General features: G+C 54.8%; 9 protein-coding genes. 6 read left to right on the top strand and 3 right to left on the bottom strand.

All coding sequences use genetic code 11. The features are described from left to right. Positions 1-142: 142 nt before the first annotated feature. The gene (ampD, locus tag IB226_RS12260; protein WP_101762099.1) at positions 143-694 is read left to right on the top strand and encodes a 1,6-anhydro-N-acetylmuramyl-L-alanine amidase AmpD; all 552 of its coding nucleotides are present in this window, start codon (positions 143-145) and stop codon (positions 692-694) included. A 16-nt stretch (positions 695-710) separates the two neighbouring features. Next, complete coding sequence (gene ampE / locus IB226_RS12255) at positions 711-1,565, top strand: beta-lactamase regulator AmpE (protein WP_192235712.1); 855 nt, start codon at positions 711-713, stop codon at positions 1,563-1,565. Here the strand turns inward: ampE and IB226_RS12250 are convergent. From IB226_RS12250 to aroP, 3 genes are all read right to left on the bottom strand, one after another. Further along, on the bottom strand, positions 1,547-2,500 hold the full coding sequence (locus IB226_RS12250) for a family 43 glycosylhydrolase (RefSeq protein WP_101762097.1): 954 nt from the start codon (positions 2,498-2,500) through the stop codon (positions 1,547-1,549). The two genes, ampE and IB226_RS12250, sit on opposite strands and share 19 nt — an antisense overlap. Beyond that, positions 2,497-3,903 (bottom strand): glycoside-pentoside-hexuronide (GPH):cation symporter, encoded by a 1,407-nt coding sequence (locus IB226_RS12245; RefSeq protein ID WP_192235710.1) that lies wholly within the window; start codon positions 3,901-3,903, stop codon positions 2,497-2,499. The genes IB226_RS12250 and IB226_RS12245 overlap by 4 nt, the downstream gene beginning before the upstream one ends. A gap of 161 nt (positions 3,904-4,064) precedes the next feature. Then, on the bottom strand, positions 4,065-5,420 hold the full coding sequence (aroP, locus tag IB226_RS12240) for an aromatic amino acid transporter AroP (RefSeq protein ID WP_110867537.1): 1,356 nt from the start codon (positions 5,418-5,420) through the stop codon (positions 4,065-4,067). A 513-nt stretch (positions 5,421-5,933) separates the two neighbouring features. On the opposite strand from aroP, the gene pdhR reads away from it, so the two are divergent. The 4 genes from pdhR (at position 5,934) to lpdA (ending at position 13,000) form a co-directional block, all read left to right on the top strand. Beyond that, positions 5,934-6,698: a pyruvate dehydrogenase complex transcriptional repressor PdhR gene (pdhR, locus tag IB226_RS12235; RefSeq protein ID WP_008108566.1), complete on the top strand. Its 765-nt coding sequence runs from the start codon at positions 5,934-5,936 to the stop codon at positions 6,696-6,698. Between the two features lie 127 nt (positions 6,699-6,825). Continuing rightward, the gene (gene aceE / locus IB226_RS12230; protein WP_101762093.1) at positions 6,826-9,492 is read left to right on the top strand and encodes a pyruvate dehydrogenase (acetyl-transferring), homodimeric type; all 2,667 of its coding nucleotides are present in this window, start codon (positions 6,826-6,828) and stop codon (positions 9,490-9,492) included. Positions 9,493-9,506: 14 nt separating this feature from the next. Continuing rightward, complete coding sequence (gene aceF, locus IB226_RS12225) at positions 9,507-11,402, top strand: pyruvate dehydrogenase complex dihydrolipoyllysine-residue acetyltransferase (protein WP_192235708.1); 1,896 nt, start codon at positions 9,507-9,509, stop codon at positions 11,400-11,402. A gap of 173 nt (positions 11,403-11,575) precedes the next feature. After that, positions 11,576-13,000, top strand: a complete 1,425-nt coding sequence (lpdA, locus tag IB226_RS12220; RefSeq protein WP_008108560.1) for a dihydrolipoyl dehydrogenase — start codon at positions 11,576-11,578, stop codon at positions 12,998-13,000. Positions 13,001-13,054 lie beyond the last annotated feature (54 nt).

Here is a 13,054-nt window from a genome sequence, read left to right as displayed (position 1 = left end):
TTAGCCTGATTTATCGACCATTGCCAGTTGCTGGTGGTGAAATGTTTAGTATCCTGAACTCGGCCGCATCGGCGCATTAAGTCGCAAGTCTGCTGGGTGAAACATGTTATTCTCAGCCTGATTTTGCTTAGGATTTAACAGCATGAAACTGGAAGAGGGCTGGATTACCAGCGCGCGTAAAGTACCTTCACCACACTTCAATCAGCGTCCAAATGATGAAGTGCCCTCGCTGTTGGTGATTCACAACATCAGCTTACCGCCCGGTGAGTTTGGCGGGCCGTGGATTGATCGCTTATTTACCGGCACGTTGCCTGCCGATGCGCATCCCTATTTTGCGGACATCGCCCATTTACGCGTGGCGGCGCACTGTTTAATCCGTCGCGACGGCGAGCTGGTGCAATACGTCTCTTTCGATCAGCGCGCCTGGCACGCCGGCGTGTCGCAGTTTGAAGGACGTGAAAGCTGCAACGATTTTTCCATGGGCATTGAACTGGAAGGCACTGATACGCTGCCCTATACCGATGCCCAGTACGCGACTTTGCAACAGGTGACTCAACTCCTGCTGCAGCACTATCCGTTGACGCCTGCGCGCATCACCGGCCATAGCGATATCGCACCAGAGCGGAAAACCGATCCCGGTTCCTCTTTTGACTGGTTGCGCTATAAAGAATCCATCAGGCAGGAGAATCCCTGAGACAGCAGGAGCGGGTATGACGTTGTTTAGCTTGTTATTGGTTTTAGGTTGGGAACGCCTGTTTAAGTTGGGTGAGCATTGGCAACTGGACCATCGGCTGGAGCCGCTGTTTCGTGGCCGCCAGCGTTTTTCCCTGCTGCGCACGCTGATGATGACAGTGATAGCGATGCTGATCGTCTGGCTGGTGGTGTGGAGCCTGAAAGGCATCTTGTTTGGCGTGGCGCAACTGCTGTTCTGGATTTTGGTGGGATTGCTGTGTATCGGCGCGGGTTCGGTGCGACTGCACTATCACAGCTATCTCAAGGCCGCGAGCCATGACGATGAAGCGGCGCATCAGGCGATGGCGGCTGAACTGACGCTGATTCACGGCGTGCCGGTTGAGTGCAGCGAGCGCGAGTTCCTGCGTGAACTGCAGAACGCGCTGATTTGGATTAACTTCCGCTTCTATCTTGCGCCGCTGTTCTGGTTTGTGGTCGGTGGACCTTACGGCCCGGTGCTGCTGGTGGGTTATGCGTTTCTGCGAGCCTGGCAGAGCTGGCTGGCTAAGCATCAGACGCCGCTGGCGCGCTCGCAGTCTGGCGTTGATCGTCTGCTGCACGTTTTGGACTGGATCCCCGTGCGTTTGGCCGGCGTGGCTTACGCGTTGCTCGGCCACGGCGAACGTGCGCTGCCAGCGTGGTTTGCCGCGCTGGGCGATCTGCATCGCCCGCAATATCAGGTGCTGACCAGCCTGGCGCAGTTCTCGCTGGCGCGCGATCCGCACATGGATAAAGTTGAAACGCCACGTGTTGCAGTGGCGTTGGCGAAACGTATTTCTCTGGTGCTGGTGGTGGTGGTCGCGCTGTTGACGATCTACGGCACGCTGGTGTGATCGGCTGGCGGCACGCCAAAATCCGGTGTGCCGTCTTCACGCCAGTCGAAATATTTCAAGCGCGTATGGCGATTCGGATCCCACAGCGGATCGCCCTCAATTTCGGTGTAATTGCGTGCGTGATACACCAGCACCGCTCTTCCCGCTTCATCCACCGTAAAGCTGTTGTGTCCCGGCCCGTACTGCTGATTATCCCAGCTAGTGGCAAATACCGGTCGCGCGGATTTACGCCAGGCGTTGATGTTGAGCGGATCGGCCAACACATCAATGCTTAATATCCCCAGACAGTAATTTTCATCGGTCGCGCTGGCGGAATAGGTGACAAACAGCTGGTCGCCATGCTGAATCACCGCCGGTCCTTCATTAACGCTAAATCCTGCGCACTCCCATTCATACTCTGGTCGGCTCAGCATCAGCGGGGCGCTTTTTAGCGTCCACGGATTGAGCAACTCGGCAAGATACAGGTTAGAGTTTCCGGGAATCGCCGGATCTTTTTGCGCCCACAGATACCAGTGTTTACCTTGATGGTGGAAGTAGGTGGCGTCCAGTGAGAAGGAGTCGATGGGCGTATGTACGCGGCGGCAGGGCTGCCAGTTACCGCTCAGCGGATCGGCATCATTACACACCAGCGCATACATGCGGTGCTGGAAAAGGCCATCTTTTATCGCCCGCGTCGGTGCGGCGGCGAAATAGATCACCCATTGCCCGTTGATGTGATGCAGTTCTGGCGCCCAGATCAGCGCGCTAAACGGGCCGGTATCCGGTTTGTGCCACACCGTTACCGCTTCTGCCTCAATCAGGCCAGCCAGCGTTGAGGCATAGCGAATCTCCAGTCGGTCATATTCCGGCACCGAGGCGATAAAATAGTAGCCATCGGCATGGCGCAGAATAAAGGGATCGGCGCGTTGCGTAATAAAAGGATTGGGCCAGCTCATTTGATCTCTCCGGGTTGCGCAGTCGCAGAGGACGCGATAGGGGATTCGTGGTGTGAATGGGCACGGCGCAGCGCCAGATCGGCCTGAATCGTACGCATTAAGTTGCGATCCACTTTCATTAAACGCACGACGCCGGCAGTGATCAGATATCCCACGCCCGGAATCACCGTGAACAGCAGCATGATGCCGTTAATCGCGTTGGGAGCCTGCTGTTTTGCGCCGGCATCGTAGCCATAAATCGACAGCAGGAAACCGACCATCGCCCCCGCCACCGCCAGCCCCACTTTGAGGAAGAACAGGTTGCCGGAGAAGCTCATACCAGTGATGCGTTTGCCGGTTTTCCATTCGCCGTAATCATCCACGTCGGCCATCAGCGACCAGTGCAGCGGCGAGGGAATCTGGTGCAGGATATTCAGCAGGAAGTAGGCGATGACCACCGCGACGGTGGCGTGCGGATCAATCCAGTAGAAGCCGCAGGAGAACAGCGCCAGCGCGATGTTGGTCCAGAAGAACACCTTGAGCTTGCACCAGCGATCGGTGAGGATTTTTGCCAGTGTGCTGCCGAACATCATGCCGATGACGCCCAGGCTGATAAACAGCGTGGCAAAGTGCGTTGATTGCCCCATCACCCAGGTGACGTAGTACATGGTGGCGGCCATGCGGATAAAACCGGGGCAGACGTTGCAGAAGGTCAGCAGCAGAATGCGCACCCACTGATCGTTTTTCCACACGTCGCGCAAATCTTGTTTCAAATCATCGTTGCTTGGCGTGGCCGGGCGAATGCGTTCACGCACATTGGCAAAACAGAACAGGAACATCGCCAAACCGATCAGCGCCAGCACGCCCATGGCCATTTGATAACCGCGCGCTTTGTTGTCGCCGCCAAACCATTCGGCCATCGGCAACAGCGAAAGTGAGAGGATCAGCGTGGCAATGCCCACCATCACAAAGCGATAGGACTGACATGACACGCGCTCACCCGGATCGTTGGTGATCACACCGCCCAGCGAGCAGTAAGGAATGTTGATGGCGGTGTAAGTGAGTGACATCAGGAAGTAAGTGACAAATGCCCAAATAACCTTGTTGTCATAGCTCCACTCCGGCGTGGTGAACATCAGCACGCTAAACAGCACGTAAGGCACGGAAACCCACAGCAGCCAGGGGCGGAAACGGCCCCAGCGGCTTTGCGTACGATCGGCAATGGCGCCCATGATCGGATCGGTTACCGCATCAAGTACGCGTACCGACAGTAATAGCGTACCGACCAGCGCCGGGGCTAAACCAAACACATCAGTGTAGAAATAATTGAGGAACAGCATGATGGCACCGCCAATCATGTTGCATCCGGCATCGCCCATGCCATATCCCAGTTTCTCTCTGAACGAGAGGGCTGCTCCTTTCATTGATCGTCTCCAGCGATATGATGAGCAGGAATTATCTGTGCAAAATCAGTAATCTGCTGGGGAGCAAATGGTCGGTTAGATGGACAAAACGCGCGGGCGGGGAAAAGTGTGAGCCAGATCAGAAGTGCTGCCCGGCAACAGCGTGCCGGGCAGGAACAACATTACGCTTTCTGTAGTTTGTTCTTGATGGTGTAACCGATAGCCAGAATCACCAGCCATACCGGAATCAACCATACCGATATCGCCATGCCTGGCGTCATCAGCATAATGACCAACACACCGGCGAGGAACACCAGGCAAATCCAGTTACCCAGCGGATAGAGCACCGCTTTGAAGCGCGTGGTGACGCCTTGCTGGTCTTTCTTTTTACGGAATTTCAGATGCGCGAGGCTGATCATCGCCCAGTTGATCACCAGTGCGGAAACCACTAGCGCCATTAGCAGGCCAAAGGCTTCGCCTGGCATCAGATAGTTGATCAGTACACACAGCAGGGTTGCTACGGCTGAGACCAGAATGGTAGCGACCGGCACGCCGCGACTGTCCACTTTCAGCAATGCTTTCGGCGCGTTACCCTGTTGCGCCAGGCCGAACAGCATGCGGCTGTTGCAGTAAACGCAGCTGTTGTAGACCGAAAGCGCCGCCGTCAGGATTACCACGTTCAGCGCGTTGGCCACAAAGGCATCGCCCAGCTCATGAAAAATCAGCACGAACGGGCTGGTATCGGCAGTGACTCGCGTCCAAGGCAGCAGCGAAAGCAGCACCGCCAGTGAGCCAATATAGAAAATCAGAATACGCCACAACACCTGATTGGTGGCTTTCGGGATGCTCTCTTGTGGATTGTCGGCTTCTGCGGCAGTGATGCCCACCAGCTCCAGACCACCAAACGAGAACATAATGATTGCCATCATCATCACCAATCCGGTCATGCCGTGAGGCAGGAAGCCGCCCTGATCCCACAGGTTGCTGACGCTCGCCTGCGGGCCGCCGTTGCCGCTAAACAGCAACCAGCCACCGAACAGAATCATGCCGATGACCGCGACCACTTTGATAATCGCGAACCAGAACTCCATCTCACCGAACACTTTGACGTTGGTCAGGTTAATGGCGTTGATCAATACAAAGAAGATGGCGGCGGTGGCCCAGGTAGGAAAATCCGGCCACCAAAATTGTACGTACTTGCCCACAGCGGTGAGTTCGGCCATGGCAACCAGCACATACAGCACCCAATAGTTCCAGCCCGAGGCGAAACCGGCGAAGTTGCCCCAATATTTGTAGGCGAAGTGACTGAAGCTGCCGGCAACCGGCTCTTCAACCACCATCTCGCCGAGTTGGCGCATGATCAGAAAGGCAATAAAACCGGCAATCGCATATCCCAGAATCACGGCCGGACCGGCCGATTGAATCACTGATGCGCTACCCAGAAACAGGCCAGTACCTACGGCTCCGCCCAGCGCAATCAGCTGAATATGGCGATTCTTTAAGCCGCGGTGCAGCGTGTCGCCATGCTGTTGTTCCATACAAACCTCGTGATGTTGTTATTGTGCACCTGCAGTGCGCGCACTGTAAGGCTGTTTACCTTAATGTATTCTTTTCTTTACGGTATCTGGCGTGCTGTGTGCATGCATGAGCTACCACGGCGTTCAGAATAGTGATAAGCGCGTCAGTTTGCACCTGCTTTTGCTTTTTGTGCTGAGAGATGACTGAAAAAGCAGCAGCATCCTCTGCGCGCCCGTCGCAGTATTTCTGCCATGAAAAAAGGGTGAACACGAATAGGTTTCCCTTATGGTTGAGCAGTTTTCTGGACGCTAACTCAGTGTAAGGTTAGGTAAAAGTGCAATTCATTAACATTTGCCGTGTGTGTGGGATTTCTCGCTTGATGCCGGTAGGTTAGCGCACCAGCGCTGCGATCATCCCCTGAAGTGTGACCGCACCCATATAGACACAAGGTGAATACTTTGTTACTTTACCGGCACCATTTTTCAATTGGTATTACCAATTTACTCCGGACGTTTGGCTGATAAGAAGGGAAGATGGCCTACAGTAAAATTCGCCAACCCAAGCTCTCCGATGCGATCGAGCAACAGCTGGAATCCCTCATTATGGAAGGGACGCTCCAGCCGGGTGAAAAACTGCTCCCCGAGCGTGAACTGGCGAAACAGTTTGATGTCTCACGTCCATCCCTGCGCGAAGCGATTCAGAGCCTGGAAGCCAAAGGCCTGCTGCTACGTCGTCAGGGCGGCGGCACCTTCGTCCAAAAAAATCTCTGGCAAAGCCTGAGCGACCCGCTGGTCGGTCTGCTTGCCGAACATCCAGAATCTCAGTTTGACCTGCTGGAAACCCGCCACGCGCTGGAAGGCGTTGCTGCCTATTACGCGGCACTACGGGGAACCGATGAAGATCTGCAGCGCATCCGCGACTGCCATGTTCATATTCAGCAGGCACAGGACAGCGGCGATCTCGACGCCGAAGCGGATGCAGTGATGAAGTATCAGATCGCTGTCACAGAAGCCGCCCATAATGTGGTGTTGCTGCATCTGCTGCGTTCCATGGGCCCTATGCTGGAACAAAACGTCCGTCAGAATTTTGAATTGCTCTACGCTCGTCGGGAAATGCTGGCGAAAGTGAGCGGTCACCGCGCCAGTATCTACGAGGCGATTGTGGCTCGTGAGCCAGAACAAGCACGCGAGGCATCTCATCGTCACCTGGCGTTCATTGAGGAAATCTTGCTGGATAGAAGTCGGGAGCAGAGTCGTCGTGAACGCTCCCTGCGTCGTTTACAGCAACGTAAGGAATAACGCACGGCAACGAACGTGCGGAAAACACGACGGGCCTGTCTTCTTGTGCTGTGAACCAGAAGCAAAGCACAAGAAGACAGGCTCCTGATAATTTCAACGTATTAGACACAGATAAGGAATACACCCCATGTCAGAACGTTTACAGAATGACGTGGATCCGATCGAAACTCGTGATTGGCTACAAGCGATCGAATCGGTCATCCGTGAAGAAGGTGTTGAGCGCGCGCAGTATCTGATTGATCAGGTAATGAGTGCAGCACGCAAAGGTGGCGTGAAAGTTGCCGCAGGTTCCTCTGCAATCAGCAACTACATTAACTCTATTGCTGTTGAAGATGAGCCGGACTATCCGGGCAACACCTCTCTTGAACGTCGTATCCGTTCCGCAATTCGTTGGAACGCCATCATGTCGGTGCTGCGTGCGTCGAAGAAAGATCTGGAGCTTGGCGGCCACATGTCCTCCTTCCAGTCTTCCGCGACCATTTATGAAGTGTGCTTTAACCACTTCTTCCGCGCGCGTAGCGACAAAGACGGCGGCGATCTGGTTTTCTTCCAGGGTCACATTTCTCCAGGTATCTACGCCCGCGCCTTCCTTGAAGGTCGCTTGAGCGAAGACCAAATGAACAACTTCCGTCAGGAAGTGCAGGGCAAAGGTCTCTCTTCTTACCCGCACCCGAAACTGATGCCGGACTTCTGGCAGTTCCCAACCGTATCAATGGGCCTGGGTCCGTTGAACGCGATCTATCAGGCGAAATTCCTGAAGTATCTGGAACACCGCGGTCTGAAAGACACCTCAGCACAAACCGTTTACGCCTTCCTCGGTGATGGCGAGATGGATGAGCCGGAATCCAAAGGTGCGATCACCATCGCCACCCGCGAGAAGCTGGACAACCTGGTGTTCATCATCAACTGTAACCTGCAGCGTCTGGACGGCCCGGTCACCGGTAACGGTAAGATCATCAACGAGTTGGAAGGCATCTTTGCCGGTGCTGGCTGGAACGTGATCAAAGTGATTTGGGGCGGTCGTTGGGATGAACTGCTGCGTCAGGACACCAGCGGCAAGCTGATTCAGCTGATGAACGAAACCGTTGATGGCGATTATCAGACCTTCAAATCCCGTAACGGCGCGTACGTACGTGAGCACTTCTTCGGTAAATATCCGGAAACCGCAGCTCTGGTGAAAGACTGGTCAGACGAAGAGATCTTCGCGCTGAACCGCGGCGGCCACGATCCGAAGAAAGTCTACGCTGCACTGAAAAAAGCGCAGGAAACCAAAGGTCAGCCAACGCTGATTCTGGCCCATACCATCAAAGGTTATGGCATGGGTGACACTGCTGAAGGTAAAAACATCGCCCACCAGGTTAAGAAGATGAACATGGATGGCGTTCGCTACATCCGCGATCGCTTCAATGTGCCGGTGGCCGATGACAAAATCGAAGAGCTGCCATACGTCACCTTCGAAAAAGGTTCTGAAGAGTACAACTATCTGCACGGTCAGCGTGAGAAGTTGGGCGGCTACCTGCCAACGCGTCAGGCGGAGTTCAGCGAGAAGCTGGAAATGCCAACGCTGGAAGAGTTCCGTCCACTGCTGGAAGAGCAGAATAAAGAGATCTCCACCACCATCGCCTTCGTGCGTGCATTGAACGTGATGCTGAAGAACAAGTCGATCAAAGATCGTCTGGTTCCAATCCTTGCCGACGAAGCCCGTACCTTCGGTATGGAAGGTCTGTTCCGTCAGATTGGTATCTACAGCCCGAACGGTCAGCAGTACACCCCGCAGGACCGCGAGCAGGTTGCGTACTATAAAGAAGACGAGAAAGGCCAGATTTTGCAGGAAGGGATTAACGAGCTGGGCGCAGGTTCATCCTGGCTGGCGGCGGCGACCTCTTACAGCACCAACAACCTGCCGATGATTCCGTTCTACATCTATTACTCGATGTTCGGCTTCCAGCGCATCGGCGATCTGATGTGGCTGGCCGGCGATATGCAGGCACGCGGCTTCCTGGTGGGCGGTACTTCAGGTCGTACTACGCTGAACGGCGAAGGCTTGCAGCACGAAGATGGTCACAGCCACATTCAGTCGCTGACTATCCCGAACTGTATCTCTTACGATCCGTCTTACGCGTACGAAATCGCGGTCATCATGCAAGATGGCCTGGTGCGTATGTACGGCGAAGCGCAGGAAAACATCTACTACTACATCACCACGCTGAACGAAAACTACCACATGCCTGCGATGCCGCAGGGTGCGGAAGAGGGTATCCGTAAGGGTATCTACAAGCTGGAAACCGTAGAAGGTAGCAAAGGCAAAGTGCAGCTGCTGGGTTCAGGTTCAATTCTGCGTCACGTGCGTGAAGCCGCGCAGATCCTGGCGAAAGATTACGGCATCGCTTCTGACGTCTACAGCGTAACCTCGTTCACCGAGCTGGCGCGTGATGGTCAGGATTGTGAGCGCTGGAACATGCTGCACCCAACCGATGAGCCACGCGTACCTTACATCGCGCAAGTGATGAACGAAGCACCGGCCGTCGCATCGACCGACTACATGAAGCTGTTCGCAGAACAGGTTCGCAGCTACGTGCCTTCCAGCGATTATCGCGTGTTGGGTACCGATGGCTTCGGTCGTTCTGACAGCCGTGAAAACCTGCGTCACCACTTCGAAGTGGATGCATCGTATGTGGTTGTGGCTGCGCTGGGTGAGCTGGCTAAACGCGGTGAAATCGATAAGAAAGTGGTGGCAGAAGCCATCACCAAATTCAATATCGACGCCGATAAAGTTAACCCGCGTCTGGCATAAGAGGTAAGAGAGTAATGGCTATCGAAATTAACGTACCGGACATCGGGGCAGACGAAGTTGAAGTCACCGAAATCCTGGTAAAGGTGGGCGACAAAGTTGAAGCTGAACAGTCGCTGATCACCGTGGAAGGCGATAAAGCCTCCATGGAAGTGCCTTCGCCGCAGGCGGGCGTGGTTAAAGAGATCAAAATCTCGACCGGCGACAAAGTCGAAACCGGCTCGCTGATTATGATTTTTGACGCAGAAGGTGCCGCAGAAGCGGCGCCAGCGCCAGCAGAAGAGAAGAAAGCGGAAGCCGCTCCTGCTCCAGCTGCTGCCGCTGCTGCGGTCAGCAAAGAAGTCAACGTACCGGACATCGGCGGCGACGAAGTTGAAGTCACTGAGATCCTGGTCAAAGTGGGCGACACCGTAACGGCTGAGCAGTCGTTGATCACCGTTGAAGGCGACAAAGCCTCAATGGAAGTCCCGGCACCGTTCGCGGGCGTGGTGAAAGAGATCAAAATATCCACCGGCGACAAAGTGAATACCGGTTCACTGATCATGGTGTTCGAAGCAGAAGGCGCAGCGCCGGCGGCTGCTCCAGCAGCTAAACAGGAAGCGGCTCCAGCAGCAGCACCTGCGGCTTCTGGCGCTAAAGACGTCAACGTCCCAGACATTGGTGGCGACGAAGTTGAAGTCACCGAGATCCTGGTGAAAGTGGGCGACAAAGTCGCTGCTGAGCAATCCCTGATCGTGGTTGAAGGCGACAAAGCCTCAATGGAAGTGCCTGCACCGTTCGCCGGTACCGTGAAAGAGTTGAAAGTGTCGACTGGCGATAAAGTCAGCACCGGTAAACTGATCATGGTGTTCGAAGTGGAAGGCGCGGCACCGGCTGCGGCGCCTGCGGCTAAGCAGGAAGCGGCTCCAGCGGCAGAAGCCGCGAAACCGGCAGCGGCCCCAGTAGCAGCGAAAGCCGATGCGAAAGGCGAGTTCGCTGAGAACGATGCTTACGTACACGCGACGCCGGTGATTCGTCGTCTGGCGCGCGAGTTCGGTGTCAACCTGGCGAAAGTCAAAGGCACTGGCCGTAAAGGTCGCATCCTGAAAGAAGACGTGCAGACTTACGTCAAAGACGCGGTGAAACGCGCTGAAGCGGCTCCGGCTGCAGCAGCCAGCGGCGGAAGCCTGCCAGGTCTGTTGCCTTGGCCGAAAGTGGACTTCAGTAAGTTCGGCGAAATTGAAGAAGTGGAACTGGGCCGTATCCAGAAAATCTCCGGTGCCAACCTGAGCCGTAACTGGGTGGTGATCCCGCACGTTACACACTTCGACAAAACCGATATCACCGATCTGGAAGCGTTCCGCAAACAGCAGAATGCCGAAGCAGAGAAACGCAAACTGGATGTGAAATTCACGCCAGTGGTGTTCATCATGAAAGCCGTTGCCGCTGCTCTTGAGCAGATGCCACGCTTCAACAGTTCACTGTCTGAAGATGCACAGAAACTGACGCTGAAGAAATACATCAACATCGGTGTGGCGGTTGATACGCCAAACGGTCTGGTGGTTCCAGTGTTCAAAGATGTGAACAAGAAAGGCATCACTGAACTGTCCCGCGAGCTGATGGCGATTTCCAAGAAAGCGCGTGATGGCAAGCTGACCGCCGGCGACATGCAGGGCGGTTGCTTCACCATCTCCAGCCTTGGCGGCCTGGGCACCACGCACTTCGCGCCAATCGTCAACGCGCCGGAAGTGGCTATCCTCGGTGTTTCCAAGTCAGCGATGGAGCCGGTGTGGAACGGTAAAGAGTTTGAGCCGCGTCTGATGATGCCGATCTCACTCTCCTTCGACCACCGCGTGATCGACGGTGCTGATGGTGCGCGCTTTATCACCATCATCAACAACACACTGTCCGACATTCGCCGTCTGGTGATGTGAAGTTAATCAAGGCCGGCGAAAGCCGGCCTTGTTGTAAGCATTCAATGTTGCCGCGGTTGGCAGTTTGTTAACAATTCTGTAAACTCTCGCGGTGAAATGTCCCGGCGGATATAGGGCATTAGAGCTTGGGAAAAGCTTTTTCCTGACTGCCGGTAATCAAACAAGAGGTCATGATGAGTACAGAGATTAAAACTCAAGTCGTGGTACTTGGGGCAGGTCCTGCAGGTTACTCTGCAGCCTTCCGTTGCGCTGATTTAGGTCTGGAAACCGTAATCGTTGAGCGTTACAGCACCCTCGGCGGTGTTTGTCTGAACGTAGGCTGTATCCCGTCAAAAGCGCTGCTGCACGTCGCCAAAGTGATCGACGAAGCAAAAGCCCTGGAAGAGCACGGTATCGTGTTTGGCCAGCCGCAAACTGACATCGACAAAATTCGTTCGTGGAAAGAGAAGGTGATCAACCAGCTCACTGGCGGCCTCGCGGGTATGGCGAAAGGTCGTAAAGTGAAAGTGGTGACTGGCCTCGGCAAATTCACCGGTGCTAACACGCTGGTGGTCGAAGGTGAAGGTGGTGCAACCACCATTAACTTCGATAACGCGATCATCGCGGCCGGTTCTCGTCCAATCGAACTGCCATTCATTCCGCACAACGATCCGCGCGTGTGGGATTCAACCGATGCGCTGGAACTGAAAGAAGTGCCGAAGCGTCTGCTGGTTATGGGCGGCGGCATCATCGGTCTGGAAATGGCCACTGTTTATAAAGCGCTGGGTTCAGAGATCGACGTGGTTGAGATGTTCGACCAGGTGATCCCGGCTGCCGATAAAGACGTAGTGAAAGTCTTTACCAAGCGTATCAGCAAGAAATTCAACCTGATGTTGGAAACCAAAGTGACCGCTGTTGAAGCGAAAGACGATGGTATCTACGTATCAATGGAAGGCAAAAAAGCGCCAGCTGACGCACAGCGTTATGATGCGGTGCTGGTGGCGATTGGTCGCGTACCGAACGGTAAAGGTCTTGATGCGGGTAAAGCAGGCGTGGAAGTGGACGATCGCGGCTTTATCCGCGTCGACAAGCAGATGCGCACCAACGTACCGCACATCTACGCTATCGGTGACATCGTGGGTCAGCCAATGCTGGCGCACAAAGGTGTGCACGAAGGCCACGTAGCGGCGGAAGTGATCTCGGGTCTGAAGCACTACTTCGACCCGAAAGTGATCCCATCCATTGCTTACACCGAGCCAGAAGTTGCCTGGGTTGGTCTGACCGAGAAAGAAGCCAAAGAGAAAGGCATCAGCTACGAAGTGTCCACCTTCCCGTGGGCCGCTTCAGGCCGTGCTATCGCGTCTGATTGTGCAGACGGTATGACTAAACTGATTTTCGACAAAGAGACTCACCGTGTTATCGGTGGTGCGATTGTCGGTACCAACGGCGGCGAGCTGCTGGGTGAAATCGGTCTGGCGATTGAAATGGGCTGTGATGCCGAAGATATCGCTCTGACCATTCACGCGCACCCAACGCTGCATGAGTCTGTCGGCCTGGCTGCCGAAGTGTTCGAAGGTAGCATCACGGACCTGCCGAACCCTAAAGCGAAAAAGAAATAAGTTTGCGCTTTGAATAAAAAACGGCTCCTTTAAGGAGCCGTTTTTTATTAGTGG

It is taken from the genome of Pantoea sp. PNT03, from assembly GCF_014852515.1.
Taxonomy (GTDB): Bacteria; Pseudomonadota; Gammaproteobacteria; order Enterobacterales; family Enterobacteriaceae; genus Pantoea; species Pantoea leporis.
This window is presented reverse-complemented; position numbering and strand designations above follow the sequence as displayed.

Bases quoted from the DNA above. Each gene is read 5' to 3' on its own strand.
- ampD (WP_101762099.1), top strand. From the start codon at position 143: ATGAAACTGGAAGAGGGCTGGATTACCAGCGCGCGTAAAGTACCTTCA.
- ampE (WP_192235712.1), top strand. From the start codon at position 711: ATGACGTTGTTTAGCTTGTTATTGGTTTTAGGTTGGGAACGCCTGTTT.
- IB226_RS12250 (WP_101762097.1), bottom strand. From the start codon at position 2,500: ATGAGCTGGCCCAATCCTTTTATTACGCAACGCGCCGATCCCTTTATT.
- IB226_RS12245 (WP_192235710.1), bottom strand. From the start codon at position 3,903: ATGAAAGGAGCAGCCCTCTCGTTCAGAGAGAAACTGGGATATGGCATG.
- aroP (WP_110867537.1), bottom strand. From the start codon at position 5,420: ATGGAACAACAGCATGGCGACACGCTGCACCGCGGCTTAAAGAATCGC.
- pdhR (WP_008108566.1), top strand. From the start codon at position 5,934: ATGGCCTACAGTAAAATTCGCCAACCCAAGCTCTCCGATGCGATCGAG.
- aceE (WP_101762093.1), top strand. From the start codon at position 6,826: ATGTCAGAACGTTTACAGAATGACGTGGATCCGATCGAAACTCGTGAT.
- aceF (WP_192235708.1), top strand. From the start codon at position 9,507: ATGGCTATCGAAATTAACGTACCGGACATCGGGGCAGACGAAGTTGAA.
- lpdA (WP_008108560.1), top strand. From the start codon at position 11,576: ATGAGTACAGAGATTAAAACTCAAGTCGTGGTACTTGGGGCAGGTCCT.